Genomic DNA, 23,092 nt, shown 5'->3' with positions numbered 1-23,092 from the left:
AAATTGATTGACCTTGGTATTTTGTATTGGATACCAAGATAGACTGATTAGCGGTACCGGGAGAAAGCAGGATTACTAGTTTGGTCGCACGACCGTCAGTCCCACCGATTCACCGCGGGCTTCACTTCATAATCTCCCACAAGTCCTCCCATCCCTTCCGCTGACGCACCACCACTTCCAGGTACTCCCGCCAGACGGGCTCGTCCTGACCCCGGTCCTTGACGATCGCGCCGGTGAGACTGGCCGCCAGGTGTTCCGGTTCCAGGCTGCCGGAGCCGAAGTGGTGGCTGAGGGCACGGGATTGATTGATGACGGAAATGGCTTCGGCCGTGGAGAGTGTAGAACTGGGTGATTTTACTTGCGTCCGCCCGTCTTCGGTCCGCCCGTTGCGGAGTTCTCGGAAGATGGTGACGAGGCGGGTGATCTCGGCGGCTACGTCTTTTTTGATTGGGGGGAGTTCCATGCCGGCCGCGGCGGCGGCACTCCGGTCGGTAACGATGCGAACCTCCTCCTCCAGCGTGGCCGGCAGGGGCATCACGACGGTGTTGAAGCGGCGGCGCAGGGCACTCGATAGTTCGTTGACGCCCTTATCGCGGTCGTTCGCCGTGGCGATAATGTTGAAGCCACGAACGGCTTGTACTTCCTTGTTCAGTTCCGGGATAGGTAGGATCTTTTCCGAGAGGACGGTGATAAGTGCATCCTGTACGTCGCTCGGAATACGGGTTAGTTCTTCCAGCCGGACGAGTTTACCCGCTTGCATCCCCACCATGACCGGGCTGGGCACCATGGCGCCTTCGCTCGGCCCTTCGGCCAGTAGCCGGGCGTAATTCCAGCCGTAGCGGAGGGCGTCTTCGCTCATACCGGCCGTTCCCTGGACGAGTAGTTTTGAATCCCCACTAATGGCGGCGGAGAGGTGCTCGCTCACCCAGGTTTTTGCCGTCCCGGGTACGCCGACCAGGAGCAAAGCCCGGTCCGTTACCAGGCTGGAGACGGCTACTTCGATGATGCGCCGGTCGCCGAAATACTTCTGGGTGATGACCGTTCCGTCCGCCAGCGTATCGCCCAGCAGGTAGGTGACGACGGCGCGGGGAGATAAATTCCAGCCCGTGGGCCGGGTGAATTCATCCTGGGCGGCAAGGGCAGTCAGTTCGTCGGCGTAGGCATCTTCGGCGTGGGCGCGGAGGATGTTTTTAGTCGGGTCAGTCGTCTTGGGGGCGGGCATGGGTGAGGTTTTGTTTGGCTGTACGGTGGGCGGGGCGGCAAATTACGGCTTGGGTGGGGAAGGGTTGGTGGGAAGCGTCCATATCCCGACACGCCTGGCAAGTGCTTTCGGGAGGTTGGTTGTACAAACAGCGCGTACGGACGGTAACAGGTAGTGTTTATCGTAGTGCGGGAGCCACCTTAACCCTGCTCTTTCGGGTTCGCTTTGCACCTGCGCCCGCGCCAAAAAATCCCGCTGTCGTTGTTTGGAATAGGTCAATAATTAGAAGAAGAAGTAGCAAATAATTTAGTCACCCCAAGTTTACCCTCGGAAGACGTATTTCATTACGTGATAGAAAATATAATTGAATTATTATTTTATCTTAAAAAATATATCCTTATATTTAAGTTACCTAAATACCTTATTACATGAAAAATCTTTTTCTTTTCCTCTGCTTTTTTTCAGTCTCCGCTACCGCCATGGCCTGTTTTTGTGAGCCGACTACCACCTTTTGCGAGTACGCCGACTCATACCTAGCGGGGGCGCCGGACTCGACTGCGGTCGTACACGCTGAATTTCTCGGTCTGCGGAACGACAGTGATCCCGAGAGTTTCTTTTCGCTTTACCAACTTCGCATCATTACCGTTATTGCGGGTCAACTAGCTGCCGATACCGTGTCGCTATACGGGCCGGATGGTCTTAATTGTAACGGATCCATGGATCACTTAACCATCGGCGAGGAGGTGCTGGTTTTGTTCTCTACCAACCAACATCTTTTTTGGATTAGCCAAGACACCTCTAATTCTTCAAATCTGTATCCCATATTTGACTTGCCAGGCTGTGGCCCGTCCGTGTTGGCGGTTGAAGACGGAAAGGTATCCGGTCCACTAACCGATCAAATATCCACGGTCGACCTGGCCGACATCGCGGACAATCTCCATTACTGTTTCGATGGGCTACTACTTGGGGGAAAGGACGCCCGGACCATTCCCGACGACGCTATTTCTATTTTTCCCAACCCGAGCGACGGACGATTCGTCGTGGAGGCGCCGGACCTATTCGTGAGCGAAGTAACGCTGTTGGATGTATCCGGAAAAGTAATGCGCAGCCAGACGGGTACGGAAACCAATAGCGATCGTTTTGAAATAAATAGCCGTAACGTACCCGCCGGTGTTTACGTCGTAGTGATACGTGCGGGCGACCGTATTGCCCGCAGGAGAATTGTAATCAAATAGTCCCAATAATGCCACGGTACTGGCCCTTAAAGTAGCGGCATACACCCTGAATCAAATTAAATACTCAAACGAATAGCTGCCTCATGTCTGAGGCAGCTATTCGTTTGAGTACGGTTGCTTAGTATAATTTAACTTCACTACGGACAAGCCCCGTAAAGTGGGAGAAGGCCAGTCGGATGACCGGATTGCGCGGTCGCAGGAGCTAAAGATGGGGATGAGCTACCCTATTTAAACCACGCCCGCCTCGACCTCCGCCATCACCATCTTCTCCGGCGTAATCGGTAAGTCACGGAACCGCTTGCCCGTCGCGTTAAAAATCGCATTGGCAATGGCGGAAGCTACACCGGTGATGCCCAGTTCGCCAACTCCCTTAATACCCATCGCATTAGCAATCTTGTCTTCCTCGGGCAAGAATATCACTTCTACGTTGGCCATATCGAGATTAACCGGCACGTGGTAATCAGCGAAAGACCGGGTGATGAAGTTACCGAAATTAGGCTCAACTTTCGTCTGCTCCGCGATGACCATACCCGCACCCATGGTCAAGCCTCCGAGAATTTGTCCGTATGCGGTCTTGGGATTAAGGATCTTACCGGCCGAACTGACGTTGACCATCCGCTTGATCCGGAACATACCCGTATGCTCGTTTACCCAAACTTCGGTGAAGTTGGCGCCGAACGAAAAGACGGAATACCCCGCCCTACCCTCATCGGGTGTCGCCGTTCCGGTAGCTTCGAAGGTGGCGAGGTTATTATCCAGCAATAGCTGCGCGACGTTCGCCTGCGCGTCCTCACTCATGCCTACTTTTTCTTTAAGTTCCTTCAATACGTTGTCACAGGCCACCTTGACGCCCATCGAGAACGACGCGGCGCCCCAGGAACCACCCGATCCGGGGGTAACCGGGAAGCGCGAATCGCCGAGTTCAACGGTGATGCGTTCTATTGGGATTTGCAGGTATTCCGCGGCGGTCTGGGCCAGGATAGAGTAGGTTCCGGTACCGATATCGGTAGCGTCGGTCTGCACGGTCGCGTGGACTTCTCCACCCTTAGCCCGCAAAATAACCTTCGCCGCACTTTCCTGATAGGGGGAAGCCCGGGAGGCGGCGCTGACGCCGTAGCCCACGAGCCAACTGCCTTCGCGGCGACTGCGGGGCGTTTTAGGACGGTTTTCCCAGCCCATCTTGTCCGCTCCGATGCGCAGGCATTCGTTCAGTAAACGGGAAGAAAAGGGTTTACCGTTACTGGGGTCGGTCTGGGTATCGTTTTTGATACGGAACTCGATGGGGTCCATCCCCAGTTTCCAGGCCATCTCGTCCATGGCCGATTCCAACGCGAAACTACCCGGTGCTTCACCCGGTGCGCGCATGGCGAAGGGCGTTTGCAGGTTGAGGGGCATGAGGCGGTGCTTTACCTCGTTATTCGGTGTCGCGTAGAGCATCTTGGATACCGTGCCGCAGGGCTCCTGGTACTGCTCGTAAGTGGACGTGTGGGAAAGCGTTTCGTGGGCCAGTGCGGTCAGTTTGCCGTCCTTGGTAGCCCCGAGACGCATCTTCTGCTCGTTGCGCTGCCGCATGGTCGTGTTCGTAAACATTTGCGTCCGGGTGACGGTGACGTGGACGGGCCGGCCGGTCATCTTGGCGGCCATGACGGCGAGGGTCACGTGGCGGTGGGTCTGTAGCTTGGAACCGAAGCCACCGCCGATAAAGGGAGATATGACCCGGATGTTCTTTTCCGGAATATCGAACGTGTTGGCGATGGTCTTGACGGAGTTGTCGATCATCTGCTGGCTGGCGTAGATCTCTACTTCGTCGCCCATCCAGGTGGCAATGGCGGTGTGGAGCTCCATGGGGTGGTGGTGCTCGATGGGCGTGACGTAGGTCACTTCCAGGGTTTCGTCCGCTTCGGCGAGGCCTTTTTCTACGTCGCCGCGGAAATAATCCTCGGGCGCAGCCGGCTTAATGGCGGTCGACTTGGCCGCTGCGAAATCGGTTAAGGCTTCTTCTTTTGCGTATTCGATCTTTACCAGGCGGCAAGCGTACTGCGCCTGCTCGATGGTTTCGGCGACGACGAGGGCGACGTACTCCCCGTAGTAATGCACGTCTGGCGATTGCAGCACGGCCATCGGGGTGGTGTTGTCGATGGCGGGCAAGTCCTTCTCGTGGCCCTTGAGCTTGAGGGCGTTCTGGTAGGTAATTACTTCGATTACGCCCGGTTGCGCGAGCGCTTCGGTGACGTCGATCGAGGTGATCTTTCCCTTGGCGATGGTACTGTTTACGCCCTGGGCGTAGACCTTGTTCTTTACCGAGAATTCTCCGGCGTAAGTAGCCTGGCCGGTCACTTTGAGGCGACCGTCGACGCGGTTGATGGCTTCCCCCGTTCCCTTTATGTTATTCGTCTTCATGGATGTTGCTTTGTGGGTGGCTTCCGGAGGCGGTGGCCGTCCGGATCAACCGATTTCGGGAGTGGGTTATGCTTTTCTGGCGTAGGCCTGGGCGAGGGCGCGGGCGATGGCTTTTTCGCTCATCGGTACTTTGTACTTGTTGTGCTCGAGCGTCTTCGCATCTTTCAGCGCAAGCGTAGCGGCCTGGGTGAAATTCTCTTCGGTCGGTGCTTTGCCGACTAAAAACTCCTCCGCGGAAGTTAGTTTCCAGGGCTTGTGGGCTACGCCGCCGAGGGCGAGACCTACCTTGGTAATCCGATCGTTCTTTATCTCTAAGCCAGCGGCCACTGAAATGAGTGCGAAGGCGTAGCTGGACCGTTCCCGGATTTTGAGGTAGTAGTAATGGTCTTTGTATATCGGAGCGGGTAGTTCGATGGCCAGCACGAGTTCGTGCGGGCGTAACGTGGTGTCCTTTTCCGGTTGGTCGCCCGGTAGGCGGTGAAAGTCGTTGAACGGGATGAGCCGGCTACTGCCGTCGGGAGCCTGTACGCGTACCGAAGCATCCAGTGCGGCCAGCGCAATGCTCATGTCCGAAGGGTTGGTAGCTACGCAGCTTTCCGACCAGCCGAAGATGGCGTGGCCCGCATTACTACCGTTCAGGGCACCGCAGCCGGAGCCGGGTTCGCGCTTGTTGCAGGGCATGGAGGTTTCGTAGAAGTAGGGGCAACGCGTCCGTTGCAGTAGGTTACCGCCGTTGGTCGCCATGTTCCGTATCTGGACGGTAGCCGCCGCGAGGATCGTCATGGACAACAACGGGTAGTTGTTCCGAACGTCCGGGTGGTTGGCCGTGGCGGAGTTACTCAGCGTCGCGCCGATCGTGTAACCACCGCCTTTGTTTTTCTTGACTTGCGCCAGGTCCAGGTCGGCGACCTCGACGATCTGCTCGGGGCGCTCTACGTCTTCCTTCATCAGGTCGAGCAGGTTGGTGCCGCCGCCCAGATAATGGGAGGCGGAAGAGTTGGCGGCAGCCTTCAGGGCTTCTTTCGGCGTGCCGGCCGCTACGTAGGTAAATGGTCTCATGTTGTTTCTTTTGCCGGGGCGCTTAAGCCACCCGAGTGGGATGGTTACTTTAGGACTGCGCTTTCTGCATCTGCTCGGGGGAAGCAAACGTCCACTGCGGCATCGCCCCGTCACCACTTTGCACCTGCCGGATGGCCTGAACAATGTTGTTGTAGGCTCCGCAACGGCAGATGTTGCCGCTCATGCGCTCCCTGATCTCTTCTTCGGAGAGTTCGAGGTTTTTGGGTGCATCTTTAAAGTCCTCACTGACGTAACTCTTGTCGCCGTTCTTAGCTTCCTCCAGCAGCGCAACCGAAGAACAGATTTGCCCGGGCGTGCAGTAACCGCACTGGAATCCGTCGTGCTTCAGGAAGGCCGCTTGCACCGGGTGCAGATCGTCGCCACTGGCGAGACCTTCGATCGTAGTAACCTCTTTATCCTTACAGGAGGCGGCCAGAGAGAGACAGGATAAGCGGCGTTCGCCGTCGATCATCACCGTGCAGGCACCGCACTGGCCCTGGTTACAGCCTTTCTTGGAGCCGGTGAGGTCGAGGTGTTCGCGGAGTGCGTCCAGCAACGTGGTGCGGGAATCGAGCTTGAGGTCGTGCACCTTGCCGTTGACGCGGAGGCGGACGTCAACTTCGTTCAGGATGGCGGCGGGGTCGGTGGGGTGAGCTTCCCTCGGCACGTCGCCCGACGTTTTTCCGGCCCAGAGTGGCGTGGCCAGCAGGCCGAGGCCGGCGGTGGAAACACCGGCCAGAAATTTGCGGCGGGAGTCACCCGACAGGCCCAAATCCAGGAGGACTTTCTCCTCATCCTTCGATAGTGCGCGCTGCGGTGCTTCGCTTTTTTGTGGGTTGTCCGGGTTCATATTTGCTGGGGGTTAAACGCTGCATGAAAGCAACGGAGCTTGAGGCACGGTAGTTCGGGTAAAAGCCCGTGGTGCGCTCATTTCGATGAATTAGATCAGGTCGGGTTACGTTCCAGCCGGATCCCCCTTACCAAAGCCCGCGCATTTTGGCAGAAGATTAGAAGTGTTGACCGGCGCACCGGCCGCGCCCGCCAGACCGTGCAGCGCGGTCAGCGTACGGGGCACGAAAAGGCCGGTAATTGCCCCGACCACCAGGTCGAGCGACCCGCCGTAAATCGCCTTGTGTATTTCGCAGCGGCTGTCCGTCGTCGCCTCCAGCGTAAGCAGGTGCGCGGTGGCGATCATGTACATTTTGGCGACCAGGGCAAAAAATGCGCCGGCGGGAATGAGCCCGGCCGTAGCCGCGGAGTGGATGAAAACATTCAGGGTTACCTCCACCTTGCTAAGTTCCAGTAGTTTCTGTTTATTACTGCGACCACCACCCGTCAGGTCCGGCAAAATACCAATGACCGCCCCCGTCTCGCGGTGAACGCTGTACCAAACCGGGCGCGGGAGGTTCAGCCCCACGATGTGGTGCGCGGTACCCCGCGCCTGGCCGTAGCTATTCAAGGCATGGTAGACGGACTTATTGCGCTGGTAATCCCAGCCTTCTGCGAACGTACCATCCTCTTTCCTGATACTCGCGAAGGGAACCAAGGGTTGGCCCCGGAGCAAACTGCTCGTACTGATCTCGAAGAGGGCTTCTTCGGCGCGCACCAGTTCCCACGTGCGGTCGAACGTCTGGCGGAAAGCCACCGCGGGCGTGTCGGCGACCGTCCGCCAACGGGCGGTGGGCAGCAGGCTGACGCGAGACTCCATCACGCCCGTAGCCAGTCGCAGTTTATGCTGGCGTACACAGATGCGTAATCCTTCCGGAAAGGTTAGGGTATCCGCGTCCACGGTATCCGGCAAGCCCTGGATCAAACTGAGCGCGCGGGTGTCTTTAATGACAAACTGCTTAAGGTGATCCTTAAAGGCCGTGAAGTTTTCGCGGGGCTTCTCCAGCGTAATGGCATCCCGGGTGGTTAGGCGGGCGCTCAGTAGGTCGTCCACCATCACGGACCCCGTCGGGCCGGCGCCTTCCACGTAAATGCTGGTCGACCCCAGGAGCGCGTTAAAAGCGTCATCGGCGTCGGACGGTTGGGCGAGCGGCCTTATGCGCAGATCGTGACCGCCCAGTGTAAACCGTTGGGTTTTGCCGCCGGCCCGGACATCCACGTACACCCCTTCCAGCACGGGGGCTTTACTTCCGGACTGGATTGAATAACTACCGCTACCCGCGTGATTGTTAACCGTCATTGCTACGGGCGTGGGGGCATCTTTAGCGGGCTCGCCGTAGTAGCTGAATTGGTAGGACGGGAGCTTGTACGAATCGAGCTTTTCCGCTATTTCGGCGGAAATGGCCGCCTCTTCGGTAATTTTTAGCGGCACAACCTCAATGAACTCCGCCAGAATGGTCAAATCCTCGTGTTCTTCCTCCAGCACGTGGATGAAAATGACCGGCGGCAGCTCCGGAAGCACGCCGCGGTGTTCGTCCTCGGCCTTGCCGATGATTTTGCCATCGGATACGCAAATGATGAGGCTGGGTTGCTTATCGACCAGGTCGGTTAGGTTTTTATAATACCGGTCGTTACCCAGTATAAACTCGATCTTGGCTTCCGGCTGAACGGCCAGGATGGTCTTTTCTAGTTTTGCCCGGAAAGCTTCGTAGAAGCTTTTCTCAAGAAATTTCCTGGGCATGCTCGTCGTCCTGTCGTACATAATCACCACCCGGGCGTCGATTCGGTTTTTGCGTAGCATCGGGAGCATGGGGTGGCCGTTTTCCACGAGGGAAAAATCGGCCGGGCCCAGACCTTCCACCGGCTGGCCGGCAGCATCCGTGGCCCACAAATCGACGCGTACCTCCGGGTAATTGAGGGCGTGGGCGCGGATGCGGACTTCCGTCACCCGCCGGGCTAGTTCCGGGCGGGGCACCGCCGCGGCAATCGGGATGTCGCCGATCATGAGCCCTTCGGCGGTGCGCTCCACTTCGTCGCCAAATAACGTGAATGGCTCTCCCACCACGGTTTCCTGCTCCCCGTAGAGCGGGTCGTCGGGCAAGCGCGCCACCTGAAACACAGGGGTGAACGTAGTGAGGGAACCGATGGGTACGGCGCCCAACGACTCCAGCGGGTAGCCGTGGTCGAAAAGTACGTTTACGTGGCGGCCGGCAACGCGGTCGGCGGAAAATTCCTGGGCCAGCAAGGTTACCTGCCGGTTGTCACCCCGGTACTTTGCTTTCAGTTGAATGTTTACCGACAAGCTTTTCGGGGCGGCCAGATCCATCGACCCGCGAAACGACTTGCGGTCCGCGTCACGCACCTCGCGGGGCTGGTCGTCCGGGCCGACGAGCGGCAGCGCGTACGTTTTCCCGTCCGCTTCGGTGACCAGTAGCAGTGGAACACTTTGCGTGGCCGGCTTGGATTCTTGTTCCGTTTTCGGTTCCGGGGCGGGCAGGGCCGCAAAAACCCGTTCCCTCAGTTCGTCCCGCCCGGTGTCCGGGGTTGCGACGGCGGCCGGTGCGGTGATGACCCGGCTCACGCGCTTTTCCAAGGCCTTGGACAGCGTGGCGTCGTACGCCGGCGGGGTGTTGCGGGTGAGTTGCTCGCGGAAGCTCGTGGCGGTTGGCTCGTGATCGATGACCACCACTTCGGTTACCAGGCCCATCGCCGTCAGGTGTTTGCTCAACACCTGGTACTGCTCCACGGGCGTGCCCATTCCCGAGCGTTCGCAGGCGTAGGCTCCGGCCCGGACGGCCTTGTGGCTCAGGCGGAAAGGCTCGTCAGCATCCCGACCCGGCAGGGTGACGAAATCATCCCGTACGATTCGGTAGGCCGCTCGCCAGTCGCCCGTTTTCGCCACCGCCGCCAGCCTGGCGGGCAGGTGGTCGCTACTGGAACGGGCCACGGCGCGTAGTCGCTCCCAGGTGGCGTAGGGTTCGGGGGTTCCGTCGGCTTGTTCGGACCCGTCGCAGCCCGAGCAGCTCGTAAAGGCGGAAAGGGGAATAGCGGCCGCGGCGGTAAGCTGGGCAAGCCGGATAAGCATCAGGCGGCGGGAAAGCGGGGTATGCATAAGTGGACGGGGTTTGCGGATTTAGTTTGCTAAATTTAATTAGCGTTACGTGCTGCGTTTCGGGGCGCGGACGTAGATGCCGGGTTGTTGCGTTCGGGCCGTGCGTGCGGGGGCGAAGGCTTTTAATTTGTTGGGTGCCGAGCGTTCGTGAAGGCCCCCTATCTGCTACGGTAATCGTAGCAAATTTTCACGTATAGGTCGCCGCAAAAACTTCCTTAGAAGGAATTTTTGAGGTGGGCATAACCATTACAACCGGCAGTTAAGCCTGCAAAAACTACTGATTTTTTGCTGTCAATACGGTGCTATTAATCATTTTTACGATTACAGTTCCACGTTCTGCCCTCCCACAAATTCGAACGTCATCGTCGTCTCGTGGACGTCCTTGGTGTCTTTAGTGGAATTAATATCCTCGATTTGAACGCGCTCGCTGAATTTCCCAGCTACGGGGCGGGTGCGATTTGCGCTGTATTTAGATGCCTTCCATTCGTCGCCGAAACCACTGATGTCGATGCCGGAGCAGTCCAGGAAATCGACGTAGATGTGGCGAATATCTTCCGAGCCGGGAATTTTGAGCAGCATGGTGCCGCACCTTGCTTCGGCCGCGTTTTTGTCCTTCCAGGTCATGGAGGGCAGGTGGCCGGTTTGCGGCTCGCCGGTAAAGACGCGGTTGACGTGGCCAATGCCGAAACTTCCGTCCTCCGTCCGCATGCCGATCGTACTCAGTGCGCTGGTACCGGCAAACTTGGGGTGCTTTTCCACGTGCTCGGTGGAGGTTGCCGAGAACCGGACGCTGCCTTTGGTTACTTCGTTCCCCAGTTCGTAGGTACCGGCGAAGGGACCGTCCGCCAGGGTGAGGATAACGGCGGACGTGATGCGGCCTTTTTCGTTGAGTTTCAAGTCGGAAGAACCGGAAAAAGTGCCGGACTGAGCGACGGTCTCGCCACTACCTCCGCAGCTAAAGAGGGTGATGGTCAAAGTGATTAAAAATAATAAACGAGCCATAAGGGAAGTACTGAGGGATGTGGCCGGATGGTCGGCTTACCCTCTTCATGCCGCGAGCGGCCCGTTCGTTACGCCGTCTGAAAATCTACCCAGAATAGCCATGGCTCCCGCGATGGGAAAGCGTGTTTGAGTGTGCGTAACCCGAATACTGAGTAACGGGAGACAAAAAAGGCCCAGAACCGCTAAATAGCAATTCTGAGCCTTTCAGTAAATTCGGCATTCCCGAGAGTCACTTCGAAATTCCGTATTGGTCCTACTTCTTAGCCGCCAACTGTGCCATCAACAGCTTAGCCACTTTCTCCGAAGAACCTGGGTTTTGCCCGGTGATGAGCAGTCCGTCTTCCAGCGCGTAGGGCTCGAAGTCACCGACTTTGCTGTAGACGCCGCCCTTCTCCTTGAGCATATCCTCCAGGAGGAACGGTACTACGTCGGTCAGCCCGACCTGCTTCTCCTCCGAATTGGTGAATCCGGTTACTTTCTTTCCCTTCACCAGCGGCTCGCCCGCGGCGTTCTTCACCTTTTTCAGGGCGGCGGGGGCGTGGCAGACGAAAGCAACGGGTTTGCCGGCCGTATGAAAGCTTTCGATGAGTTTGGCGGAGTCGTCGCTTTCCGCGAGGTCCCACATGGGGCCGTGGCCACCCGGGTAGAAAACGCCGTCGTAATCCTTGCTGGATACTTCTGCGAGCTTGTGTGTTTTGCTTAGCTTTTCTTGGAGCGCGGTATCCGCTTTGAAGCGTTTGGTCGATTCGGTCTGGTTTTCCGGCTTATCGCTCGTCGGGTCAATTGGTGGTTGGCCACCGGCGGGGGAGGCCAGGGTTACGTTGGCGCCGTTGTCCGTGAGGTGGTAGTAAGGCGTAGCGAATTCTTCTACCCAGAAACCGGTTTTGTTGCCGGTGTCTCCTAGTTTGTCGTGGGAGGTTAATACTATTAAAATATTCATTATTGTTGTTTTAATTTATTGATTTGGATTTATTTTATCTGCGCGCTTGGTAGCCCTCTCCCCCGGCCCCTCTCCAGAAGAGGAGAGGGGGGACGTCACAGCAGGCGTTGGAACGTTAGAGTAAAAAGTCAATTTTAAGTATTTAAAATTTGTTAATAAGTAGTTGGACAATATTATCATAACATTTTGACGAGCGTAGCGAGCTGACTCATCTCCCCTCTACCTTCGGAGAGGGGCCGGGGGAGAGGGTTGTGGAATGTTGCTTTAATACTATCAACTTACTTATTCAGGTATCTTGAGCAACAGCTCCGCAAATAATTACTAAGGAAAACCATACTGTTAGTAACTCATCTCCACAATCTTCTTCGCGTCGGCGGGCATCAAAGATTTGTGTTCGCCCAGGCCCATCCAGCCGCGATCGGTAAATCGCTTAGAGACGATATCCCCCGTGTCCGAATAGTCTTTCGTGTAGTCGGAAAGCTTGGTGTCGATGCCTAAGGAATGGAAGAAGGCTACGGTTTTTTCGATACCGGCTTTAGCCTTCTCGTCGGTCGTTCCTTCGGTCACGTTCCAGATGCGTTCGGCGTACTGCGCTAACTTATCCTTCTTGTTCTCGAAGTAGTATTCGTAGTGGCTCGGGGCGACGATGGCCAGGGTTCTGGCGTGGTCGATGCCGTAGAGCGCGGTTAGCTCGTGGCCCATGGCGTGGACGGCCCAGTCGGTGGGGACGCCTTTTTGGATCAGCCCGTTCAGCGCCATCGTGCAACTCCACATGAAGCTGGCGGCGGCTTTGTAATCAGACGGATCTTTCTGGATGGCGGGGGCAACTTCGACCAGCGTCTGCATAATGCTTTCGGCGAAGCGGTCCTGTAGCAACGCACCGATGGGGTACGTCATGTACTGTTCCAGCACGTGCGTGAATGCGTCCGTAATTCCGTTAGCTAGCTGGCGCTGGGGGATGGAGCTGACTACCTCGGGGTCGAGCACGGAAAAGACTGGGAACAGACCGGGGCCGCCCATGGCTAGTTTCTCCTTGGTTTCTTCGTTGGTGATAACCGAGCCGGAGTTCATTTCCGAGCCGGTAGCGGGCAGGGTCAGGACCGTCGCGAAAGGCATGCCTTCGGTGACGGGCTTGTTGCCGGTAAGTAAGTCCCAGTGGTTGTCCCCTTCGTGCAGTGCTGCCGCTGAAAGGAATTTAGCCCCATCGATTACCGAGCCGCCGCCCACCGCGAGGATAAAATCAATCTTTTCGTCTTTGATCACCTTTAGGGCACCCATCAGGATACTGTACTCGGGGTTCGGTGGGACGCCGCCGAATTCTACTACGGTATAATCCGCAAGAGCTTTAGTTACCTGGTCGTAGATGCCGTTTTTCTTGATACTGCCACCGCCGTAGAGCATCAGTATTTTTGCGTCTTTGGGGATCTCTTTCGAGAGGTTCGCCATTTGGCCCTTACCGAACAGGATCTTTGTTGGGTTTTGGAATTGGAAGTTATTCATGGTATTATGTTTTATTAATTTATATTATAAAGATTGTTTTGCCACAAAAGCACAGAAACACACAAAATAGCCATTCGACCGCGCCGAGGGATAATTGGCTCGTTTTTATGTGACGCCGTACTTGCGCAGCTAAATCCAGTTGCGCAGTGAGCGGTTACTATTTAGATTTTGACAATCATCTTACCGCTATTCTTACCTTCGAAAAGGCCGATAAACGCTTGAGGAATGTTGTTGAACCCCTCCACTATAGTCTCCGAATACGTCAGTTTACCTTCTTTCATCCAGCCCGATAATTCTTTCATGCCCTCGGGGAACCGCGCCGCATAATTACTAACAATGAAGCCTTGCATCAGGGCACTTTTCTTGATCAGGAAGCTTTCTACCCGGGGCCCGGTAGGGACGGAGGTATTGTTGTAGGTCGAAATAGCCCCGCAAACGATGATTCTACCGAGCCGGTTGAGGTTGGCGTGTACGCCGTCCGAGATGTCTCCACCAACGTTGTCGAAGTACACGTCTACGCCATTCGGACAGGCGGCGGCGATGTCTTTGGTGATGTCTTTCGTCGTGTTGTAATTAATGGCGCCGTCGTAGCCGAACTTAGACTTCAACATGGCTACTTTCTCGTCGGTCCCCGCGATGCCGATGACCCGGCAGCCCTTCATTTTGGCGATTTGGCCTACCGTGCTGCCCACGGCACCAGCGGCACCGGAGACTACGATCGTCTCACCTTTTATAGGTTTTCCGATTTCCGTTAATCCAAAATAGGCCGTCAGACCGGTCATGCCGAGTACGCCTAAATACGTGGATAACGGGGCTTGCTTACCGTCTACCTTCAGCAGTCCTTCACCGGTTGATGTCTGGTATTGCTTCCAATCCATCGACCCCGCAACGAAGTCGCCTTGCTTGAAGCGCTCATTTTTTGATTCGACAACTTCCGCGACGCAGCCGGAGGTGATCGGTTCGTTTAGTTGAAAGGGCGGAACGTATGATTTGGCGTCGATCATGCGTCCCCTCAGGTAGGGATCAACGGAAACAAAACTTAGCTTCAGGAGCACTTCACCTTTGCTGATTTTAGGCTTATTTTCTTCCACGAATTTAAAATCCGATGTTTGGGGTTTGCCGTGTGGGCGTTTGCCCAGTAAGATTACTTTGTTCATGCTGCTATAATTTTAGATTTTACTGACAGTGTGCTGATTAATAAAACTTGATTCCGCTCGTTCGCAAAAAAAGCTTACGGCGTTATGGCGGCCCAGGCAGCCTGGAAAGTCTCGTCTTTGGTCATTTCATCCAGCTTATAAAATTCGCGCTCCTGCACGGCGAGTAAAAACGACAAGGGGTACACGGCGTAGGCGTAGAGGACGTAGTTCGACAGCGGCCTGATTACGCCTTCCTGCTTACCTCTCTCCCATAAATCGAGGAGCGGTTGGAGGTGCACGAGCCCTTCCGCCCGGATGCTTTCGTCGATGATGGGCGTGTTGTCGCACTGCGATAAAAAGGTAGCTTCGCTGACCTTGTTGAGCTTATAATCGGCAATGTTGTACCAGATTACCCGAAATCCTTCCTCGACCGGCATGCTTGACGTATACCCCCCAAACGCCGCCGTACTGAAGGAAGACTTTACCTCCAGATAAAGCGTATTGATCAAGTCCTGCTTATGCTCGAAGTAACGATAGATCGTACCGGGTGCCACGCCCGCGGTTTTAGCAATCTTCGACATAGGCGCGTCGTGGAACCCGCTGTTGTTCACCAGGGTCAGGGTGGCCTCCAGGAGCGCGCGCTTTTTGTCCGTTACTTTTACTTTCATGCCGTTGGGTGAATCTATCTACCGTAACAGCACGAAGTGAATGAACGTTCATTCTTTTGCTGTATTTGTGTGTTCTATTCCGAGCGAGCCTGCTCACTGGTAATTTTACCTTGCATCCACGACCGCGCCCAATCCTTACTACCACGTGCCGCGAGTGACGGTTGCCGACGTAACATCAGTGCGGCACCCAATAATATCTACCGGCGCACACCTAACTAGTATAATTACTAACGCCCAGTAATAGGCACCTCCCGATCGCATTCCAGATTCGTCTCGTATTCGGAAGCCGAAGGCGGCGCGGCGAGCAAGGGTGCGCAGTATTGTACCTCCCCGACCAAATACTTCTTCAGCCAGGCCAAAGCGACCCTGCCCACGTCGCCGTTGGCATTTGCGGGGTGATTGCCCGCCCGGTGGCCGCGACCTTTGACCTCATAAATCAGTTTGTCCGTTTCCGCCGGCGTCAACTCGTAATGCACGCTAGCCTGGCTGGCGGTCGGCGCGGTAAAATCTTTTTCCCCGGCAAAAATTAATAACGGAACTCCGTGGTCGAGGTCGGAAGGTGATAATTTCTTACGGAATAAGTAAGGACAGAGCGCCACGACCGCCCGAATACTCGAATCACTAGCCGCCGCGAGTTGCGCCCCGCCGCCGCCCATCGACCAGCCGCCCACCGCTACCCTGCTGGTGTCGAGCCGACCGTTGAGCGGAGAACTAACACGACTGTGTTCCGCTTTGAGGGACACCACGGCGTCGAGCAGCGCCTCCCCCCGGCCGGGCGGGTTCTGGAAGATGTTGTTCGTACCGATGAGCATCGTCACGATGCCGTGCGACGCGAGGTAAGGGCCCCAGTCCTTAAGCTTAGCTTTGAAAGACCTGAACCCGGGCACGATCACGATACTCGCGTAGGGTGGCTTGGCGTCGGTGGGATAATAGATGGTGGCCGACCCGTATTCCGGACCGTTACGTATCCCCCCCGACTGCTTGATTTTAGCCACGCCGTACGCACCGGGGCCGTTACTTAATACCAAATCTCCGGAGCCGGCACGCTGCGCGGAACCGGGGGCCGCCAGTAAAAACAGACTTAACAGTAAGCAACATCTAGCCACCATGGTGTACGTGAGGGTTTGTGCCCGTACTAATGTGGGGAGGCGCGGGGTGGTTGCCGTCCGTCGTTAACTTTTTGGCCTCGGTACGCGGCGCTGACGGAGCCACCGGACTACGTAAGCATCCACCAAGCTCAATAATGCGCTCCGATGTTGTAATTTTGTGCGGATTTACCGTACCGTTTCCCGGCGGCGCACGCTTGCGTGTACTTACCGGGGGCTCGGCCAACTTTATACACTACGACCCGGCGGGATAGTCTCGTCCCACACCCTTTCTTTCCCTATTCGCTCGTTGGGCACCCGCCCGGTCACTCCGCTACCAACCCCCTTTATGAAGCATGCCGCCCTAATAACCGCCTACAAGGATTTCGAGCAACTGAAGGTGCTTATCAATGAATTAGGTGACGGGTTCAACGTCTACGTACACGTCGACAAGAAGAGCGTCGTTCCGGCAGCCACCATCCACGAGGTACGGCAGTTGCCGAACGTAGCGTACGTCGGCCAGGATTACAAAGTAAACTGGGGCGCGGTCAATCACCTCAAGTCGTACATCAAGTTAGCGCGGACTGCCCTGACGAACGCGGATAATCAATACTTCCACCTGATCACGGGCCAAGATTATCCGGTGCAAAGCAGTCGACATTTTGCTTCTCTGATGGAAGGTGACGACCGGAGTTACCTGGAGCATTTCTCCCTCCCCTCCCCCCGGTGGAGCGGCGGTGGTCTGGAACGGCTGGAATACTACAACCTCTGCAGCCTGATCGACGCGAAGCAGCACGGAAAGTGGGTTAATCGCATCATCCGCCTACAAAAGTTAGTCAAGTTCAAAAGACCGATTAGCGAAGATTTAGGACAGCTGTACGGCGGGAGCACGTACTGGTCGCTCTCCCGGGAAATATTACGGTACGTAATTGATTTTACCGACCGCAACCCCTCCATCCTTGATCGATTTAAACACACCTTTTGTGCGGAGGAGATCTACTTCCAAACCGTCGTCATGAACTCACCGTTCGCGCACAAAGTCGTGAACGATTCGCGGCGCTTCATCGACTGGGCGAAGGCGGAAGAGGGCTCCCCACCATTCTTAGACGAGAGCGACTACTCGGCCATCGTCAGCAGCGATTGTCTCTTTGCCCGCAAGATAGACGGGCGTGAAACTGAACTGATCGAAAAGCTGACGGCGCACCGCAAGGAAACGCAGGACGTCAGTGCGGGTTAAATAAACAGTACCACCCCCCCGCCGACGTAGCCCCACAAAGCGTAACCAACGTAGAATCCCCTGTTATTAGCTAACCTTACGCAGCGGCCAGCACTTACCACGCAATAACGTAATCACGAGAGCGTGAGCAAATGGCGCCCCGGCGAAACTCGCAAGAGCCCTTTCTGTACTTTTGTGGCAAGTGGTTCACGTACCGTCAGTCAGCGACTCCGCGCCTACTCCACCGAGCTCCCCAACACGATCTCTACCGCACTTTCCTGCTCCTTCCGGACGATGTTCAACTGCACCTTCTGCCCCGGCTGATACTTTTCCAGTTCTAGGTAAAGCTCGGTCGTGTTGGTCACGGCCTGGCCGTTGATGCCCGTCAGAATATCGCCGAACAACCACTGACCGCTCCGCTTATCCTCGTAGATGGCGCGCAGGCCGTAACGGGCGGCGGCGGAATTCGGCATAATTTCGTAGAATGCCAAGCCCTGCCCCTGGCGCAGAGGCCGGAATTCCGCGCCAATGCTGGCCCGGCGTAGCTCCCCGTACTGAATCAAATCGGGCACCACCACGCTCACCACGTCGACGGGAATGGAAAACCCGATACCGGCTGACGCCCCGCTCGGACTGTAAATAGCCGTATTTACTCCAATCAGCTGCCCGCGCGAGTCCAGCAACGGGCCACCGGAATTCCCCGGATTAATCGCCGCGTCCGACTGAATCACCCCCCGGATCGGCACGTTCGCCTGGCTGTTGATTTCTCGGTCGAGCGCGCTGACGATCCCGGTAGTCAACGACTGGTCGAGACCAAAAGGGTTACCGATCGCGTAGACCGCCTGCCCAACGCGGATGTTGCTGGACACGCCAACCGGCACGGGCATCAGCACGTTCGCGGGGGCCTGAATTTTTAGCACCGCCAGGTCTTTTTCTTTCGCCGCTCCGACGAGGGACGCCTGGTAATCCACGCCGTCCGCCAGCGTCACGATGGCTTTACTCGCGTCTTTAATTACGTGGTAATTGGTAATGATGTGCCCGTTTTTATCCCACACGAAGCCGGAGCCCGAGCCGGAAGGCACCTCCGTTACGTCGCGGTTCCAGAAGCTGCGCTGGCGCGTCTTGGTGGTGATGTAGCAGACGCCGGGGCTAGCGCTTTCGAAGAGGTTGATGGTGTGAAGTTCCTGGTCGGTGTAGGCGATGGTGTTGCCCACCGGGCGCGTCGTTTTGGGTAGCGTCGCTTGGTCCGAAAACAGGTCGGCGGTGACGTTGCGGACGTTCATTTCAGTTGCTCCGTTCTTCAAATTATTCGAAAAAAAGCCGCCAGGGAAGAGGTAACCGCCGGCTAAAAAGGAGAGGAAAATAATGAGAAAGGAGAAAAAGAAGTTTTTCACGGAGTGGGGTTCAGTTAAGTATCTGGGGAAAAACGTTGCCGGACGGGGTATTGTTATGGGTAAGGCACGTTAGCTACCTCGCCACCTTCAACTTTGGGCGCGGTCGCGGGTGCCGGGGTGATTTGCGGACGGAGCGGACACGGTTTGGTGCCACCCCGGGGACAATTGCGCGGTACTGGGGCAGAAGGATACCCACTAAACTGCGGAGCCAGTGCAGAGAACTACTGGATTCACGGTCAGCGTAATCAATGAATAAACCAAAGCACGCCCTCCGGCAGCGAAGACCTGTTTTATTTGAATTTGGTATTTGACTTTGCGCAACCGGATTTTGCCACACGATCAAATACTCACAAATGGCGGGTTAAAAATACTTCGGCGCATTCGATCACGCCTTTTCTGTACTTTTAGATTCACGCGGCGAAAAGATTCTGCGTAAGATTATTTTATTGGATAGATAAACTATGCAAAATCAATTTTTCAGAATGTGCGCCTCCGTTTGTTATTTGCTTAGGCGAATTATGCAATTAATCTTAGCCATCGTCGTAGTAGGATCGCTGAGTTGCCGCCCCCCAGCTTCCCCCTTGGGACTGCAGCGGGGGGACGATGGCATTACGGTAATCTACCGGGGCCAGGAAAGGCTTACGGCGTTGAAGGGGTATTCAGCGGAAAACGCCGCGGGAACCGAAGCCTCCGCCGAAGCGCTAGTCGAGAACGACTACGTGCTGATCAGCCTAAAACAGCCCACCGTAAATCAAACCGACGCGGATAATTTTAAAGGATCGTTCTTTGACGGTATGCCGGGGTTCGACCAGGGCGTCGCGTTGTGGCGCTACAAACCCTGGAACTCCTGGACCAAACCAATGCTGGTCACTGACCCTAGCGACATTGAGGACTGGGACGTACAGTTCTTCTACTGGAAATACGACGACGGGCTTTTTGGGGCGGCCATGCCCCTGAGTGGCCGGGGGTACCGGACTACCCTGGGAAGTCACCAGGGTAAGTTCGGGGCAAAGTCAGTAAGCTACGGACCAGCGTTAGCTACCGATAAAATACCTCAGCTGGTAATTGGCTTTGGGGACGACCCCCACGCACTATTCGCGGGCCTTTACCGGGCTGGACTGAACTCCATGGGTGCCACCGACAACCTGGTAACCAATAAGTCCTTTCCGGACCAGCTGGATTACCTCGGTTGGTGTACCTGGAATGCTTCCAACCTGGGAAAAGCGTTAAACGAAGACCTAATCATCGAAAGCGTAAAAACCTTTACCGAAAATGATTTTCCCCTCGGTTACGTGATCGTTGACGACGGCTGGCTCGATGCGACCGCCGGCATGCTGAATTCATTCCGGCCGGACACAACTAAATTCCCCAACGGCTTCAGCTCACTGAACGATACCTTAAAAACACACTTTGGGATCAAGAACGTCGGGATGTGGCACACTTTTAATGGCTACTGGAACGGTATTAATCCGGACTCAGAGCTCGGGGAGCGGTACCGAGCCGAATTATTTTCCTGGCAACAAAAGGTACGCCCGACGGACCCCGATTCATCAGCGCTGGTTACTCATCACTTCATCAGGCCGGAGAGCGATTCCCTCCTGTCTTTTTACCAATCCATGCACGAGCAACTAAGCGATCAGGGCGTTGATTTTTTGAAAGTGGACAACCAACTGGTTACGGAGAAGATGGCGGTTAACAACTACCCCATATTTACGCTGAGCGAAAAAATGCACGCAGCCCTGTACCAATCCGCCGACACCTATTTCGACGGCGCGGTCATCAACTGCATGGACATGACCGCGGAAGCCTACCTAAATTTTGGCAGCTCGGCCGTCGCCAGGGCGGTGGAAGATTATTTCCCGGAACACGAGGGAGGCGTTGGCTACGGAATGGAAAGGGGTAACGCGGCGGCTCACCTGGTCATGGCGTTTTACAATTCTATCTACTTTCAGCAGATGGTATTTCCAGATTTTGATATGTTCGAATCCCATAACCCCGACGCGGAATTTCACGCCATCGCCAGGGCCATCAATAACGGACCGATTTACGTCACCGACGAACCGGGGTCGCAAGATTTTGCAATACTGCGGGCGCTATGTTATTCCGATGGAAAGCTAATTCGCCCCTCCCGGCCACTGACGCCGACCAAAGATTGTCTGTTTCAACTACAAGAGCCGAAAGTATTCAAGGCCTTTTCGGGGGATGAAAAAGTCGGTCTGGTCGGCGCCTGGAACCTGGCCGATTCGGATTTAGTGAAGGGGACCCTGTCCCCCAGCGACGTCGTGGGCCTGGAGGGCGATGACTTTGTGGTCCACGAATACTTCTCAAATGAAAGCTGGCGACTCAGTAAGCAGGAGAAGCTTCAATTAGAACTTCCCAGAATGGGCTATCAGCTATTCTTTATTTTACCGGTAGTGCAGCGTGCCGCCGTTATCGGTCTCCTTAATAAATATAATTCGCCAGGTACGATCGTAACACAGAACGTAAAGAAGGGGAGGATGGAAGTGGTGGTAGCTGACTACGGCACCTTTGCGGCGATTATTCCCGAACGCCCGACGTCGGTTGCGTGTGGTGGCAAAGAAGTTGCTTTTGCGTACGTGAACGAGCTATTGACCGTTGAAATTTTGGCGGAAGTCAGGAGAAACTTTACGGTGGTTGTTGAATGGTGACGGCCCCGGCGACACGAACGGGCCCCTTCCTCAAAACCAAAAGCCCACCCGCCCTAGAACTTATTTAGCGGCTCAAACTCCTTCGCCAAGCGCTCAATCTTGATCGCGCTGTTCAGCGCGCTCGTCACTTTGAGCAACTGCCCGTCCAGAAAATTAATCTTCTTTTCGATGTTACCGACTTTGCCGATGTCGGCGCTCTGAAGCAGTGCTTTTGACAGGGACGACTGGTAGTCGTTGTACACTTTAATGTATTCCTTACCGATCGTTTCGACTTCGTCCTTGATGAGCCGGGCTTGGGCAATGCCGTAGGAGGGGTAGGTCGTTCGTTCGTCCAGCAGTAACGCGCCGTAATCGTTGTCGTACTCGCTGACCAGCAGATCGAGCTCCGCCTGCACGTCGTCCTGGAGGTAGTAGCGGGTGATGATAGTGTTGAGCTCCAGGTCGTCGTTCTTCGGTTTCTGAGCGAAGGAGGGATCGATCGTTTTGATCCGCTCCTTGGTGAAATTTCTCAGTAGTAACTCAATGGTTTGACGCCGGATGTTGACGGCACTCAGGTTCTGTTCGAAGTCGTACTGGGCGACCGCCAGGCGCTCGTAGTGGGCGACGTAGCGCTCCATCGATTTTTGTAGCTCCGTGATGTCGTCGACGGAGATGTCTTTACCCCGCACGGCACTGCCCACGACCAGGTCGAAGATCGACTTGATGGAGGATACGACCGGGATGCTACTCGTCACGAGGGTGGTCAGTGGGTTGTCGATAATGCCGGAGGCGATGGCCAGAAATTTGTCCGCCTCGCCGTCGTTCACTTTCCTTCGGCCCTTAACGATTTCGGTTTCGAGGATTTGAATGATCCGGTCGTTCAGGTTGAACCCCAGTTCCTCGTTGCCGGGGTTGTTGAGCTCCGAAATCGCGTTCGTGTAGTCCGTCACTTCTTGGAGTAGCGTCAGCGCGCTGAGGCTGGTTTCGGCGACGGTCACGAAGCCGGCGGTTTCGATGATCTGGGCGCGGCGGTTGGCCCACCGGGTGGATAGCGTGGTCAGTTCCGCGGTCGTCAGCTCGCCGATCTTGGCGTTATTCTCGTTGAGTTCCTGCCGGAAAGACGAATAGTTGGAGCGGATCGTACCGAGTTCTCTGTCGAGACTATCCAGCTTATTGAAAGAGGAGACAGTTTCGAAATAATTCGAATAAACGATGCGGAGGGAGTCCTGAACGCCCCGGAGGTTTTGGCCGGCTAAGGTTGTCTGTGAAAATAAGCTCAAGCTCGCTATAACTAGCACGAACACTCCATTTTTGTACGGGCGGTCAACATTCATAATTATGGGTCTGGGTTTAGTGAACGCGGCTGATTGTTTAGCCGTCAGTTTTTTCGGGGGCGGCGCGTCCGTTGTTTACATCAGCTGGACCCCAAAGAGCAAAGACATGCTCCGCCAAAAGTACCGTTGAGCGAACGGATTCGTGCAAACAACGCATTCGGGGTGCGGAAATTATTTGCGTTCGGGTTCAACCGCAGCTGTAGCTGCCTAACTCACCCCGCTCTTCACCGAAAAATCCTCTGCACCCGCGGCCGCGCCCGTACGTTTAAAACCC

At 55.7% G+C, this 23,092-nt stretch carries 16 protein-coding genes; 3 read left to right on the top strand and 13 right to left on the bottom strand.

Features of this window, described 5'->3' with window-relative positions; genetic code table 11:
• Positions 1-121 precede the first annotated feature (121 nt).
• Complete coding sequence (locus tag GGR27_RS05675) at positions 122-1,222, bottom strand: ATP-binding protein (RefSeq protein WP_168036454.1); 1,101 nt, start codon at positions 1,220-1,222, stop codon at positions 122-124.
• Between the two features lie 407 nt (positions 1,223-1,629).
• On the opposite strand from GGR27_RS05675, the gene GGR27_RS05670 reads away from it, so the two are divergent.
• The gene (locus GGR27_RS05670) at positions 1,630-2,436 is read left to right on the top strand and encodes a T9SS type A sorting domain-containing protein (protein ID WP_168036453.1); all 807 of its coding nucleotides are present in this window, start codon (positions 1,630-1,632) and stop codon (positions 2,434-2,436) included.
• 228 nt (positions 2,437-2,664) lie between these two features.
• Here GGR27_RS05670 and GGR27_RS05665 read toward each other — a convergent pair whose 3' ends face one another.
• From GGR27_RS05665 to GGR27_RS05620, 10 genes are all read right to left on the bottom strand, one after another.
• Positions 2,665-4,836, bottom strand: a complete 2,172-nt coding sequence (locus GGR27_RS05665; protein WP_168036452.1) for a xanthine dehydrogenase family protein molybdopterin-binding subunit — start codon at positions 4,834-4,836, stop codon at positions 2,665-2,667.
• A 66-nt stretch (positions 4,837-4,902) separates the two neighbouring features.
• Positions 4,903-5,895 carry an FAD binding domain-containing protein gene (locus tag GGR27_RS05660; RefSeq protein WP_168036451.1) on the bottom strand — a complete coding sequence of 331 codons (993 nt, stop codon included), beginning with the start codon at positions 5,893-5,895 and terminating at the stop codon, positions 4,903-4,905.
• Between the two features lie 49 nt (positions 5,896-5,944).
• Positions 5,945-6,745, bottom strand: a complete 801-nt coding sequence (locus GGR27_RS05655; protein WP_168036450.1) for a 2Fe-2S iron-sulfur cluster-binding protein — start codon at positions 6,743-6,745, stop codon at positions 5,945-5,947.
• A 105-nt stretch (positions 6,746-6,850) separates the two neighbouring features.
• A complete protein-coding gene (locus tag GGR27_RS05650; RefSeq protein WP_168036449.1) occupies positions 6,851-9,895 on the bottom strand; it encodes a hypothetical protein in 3,045 nt (1,014 codons plus the stop codon).
• Between the two features lie 321 nt (positions 9,896-10,216).
• A complete protein-coding gene (locus GGR27_RS05645) occupies positions 10,217-10,870 on the bottom strand; it encodes a hypothetical protein (RefSeq protein WP_168036448.1) in 654 nt (217 codons plus the stop codon).
• 280 nt (positions 10,871-11,150) lie between these two features.
• Positions 11,151-11,837, bottom strand: a complete 687-nt coding sequence (locus GGR27_RS05640) for a type 1 glutamine amidotransferase domain-containing protein (protein WP_168036447.1) — start codon at positions 11,835-11,837, stop codon at positions 11,151-11,153.
• Between the two features lie 339 nt (positions 11,838-12,176).
• Positions 12,177-13,337, bottom strand: a complete 1,161-nt coding sequence (locus GGR27_RS05635) for an iron-containing alcohol dehydrogenase (RefSeq protein WP_168036446.1) — start codon at positions 13,335-13,337, stop codon at positions 12,177-12,179.
• Between the two features lie 161 nt (positions 13,338-13,498).
• Complete coding sequence (locus GGR27_RS05630) at positions 13,499-14,494, bottom strand: NADP-dependent oxidoreductase (RefSeq protein WP_168036445.1); 996 nt, start codon at positions 14,492-14,494, stop codon at positions 13,499-13,501.
• A 74-nt stretch (positions 14,495-14,568) separates the two neighbouring features.
• Entirely contained in the window at positions 14,569-15,141 is a 573-nt protein-coding gene (locus tag GGR27_RS05625; protein ID WP_168036444.1) for a TetR/AcrR family transcriptional regulator, read from the bottom strand.
• Positions 15,142-15,368: 227 nt separating this feature from the next.
• Positions 15,369-16,250 carry a poly(ethylene terephthalate) hydrolase family protein gene (locus tag GGR27_RS05620; protein ID WP_168036443.1) on the bottom strand — a complete coding sequence of 294 codons (882 nt, stop codon included), beginning with the start codon at positions 16,248-16,250 and terminating at the stop codon, positions 15,369-15,371.
• A gap of 325 nt (positions 16,251-16,575) precedes the next feature.
• Between GGR27_RS05620 and GGR27_RS05615 the strand changes: the two genes are divergently transcribed.
• A complete protein-coding gene (locus GGR27_RS05615; RefSeq protein WP_168036442.1) occupies positions 16,576-17,463 on the top strand; it encodes a beta-1,6-N-acetylglucosaminyltransferase in 888 nt (295 codons plus the stop codon).
• A gap of 215 nt (positions 17,464-17,678) precedes the next feature.
• Here GGR27_RS05615 and GGR27_RS05610 read toward each other — a convergent pair whose 3' ends face one another.
• A complete protein-coding gene (locus GGR27_RS05610) occupies positions 17,679-18,836 on the bottom strand; it encodes a S1C family serine protease (RefSeq protein ID WP_320060340.1) in 1,158 nt (385 codons plus the stop codon).
• A 518-nt stretch (positions 18,837-19,354) separates the two neighbouring features.
• Between GGR27_RS05610 and GGR27_RS05605 the strand changes: the two genes are divergently transcribed.
• The gene (locus GGR27_RS05605) at positions 19,355-21,505 is read left to right on the top strand and encodes a Sip1-related alpha-galactosidase (protein ID WP_168036441.1); all 2,151 of its coding nucleotides are present in this window, start codon (positions 19,355-19,357) and stop codon (positions 21,503-21,505) included.
• A 53-nt stretch (positions 21,506-21,558) separates the two neighbouring features.
• Here the strand turns inward: GGR27_RS05605 and GGR27_RS05600 are convergent, their stop codons facing one another.
• Complete coding sequence (locus tag GGR27_RS05600) at positions 21,559-22,764, bottom strand: coiled-coil domain-containing protein (RefSeq protein ID WP_168036440.1); 1,206 nt, start codon at positions 22,762-22,764, stop codon at positions 21,559-21,561.
• Positions 22,765-23,092 lie beyond the last annotated feature (328 nt).

The organism is Neolewinella antarctica, assembly GCF_011927835.1.
In the GTDB taxonomy this organism is placed as follows: domain Bacteria; phylum Bacteroidota; class Bacteroidia; order Chitinophagales; family Saprospiraceae; genus Neolewinella; species Neolewinella antarctica.
Note: the sequence above shows the minus strand (reverse complement) of the source record. Positions and strands in the feature narration are given on the sequence as shown.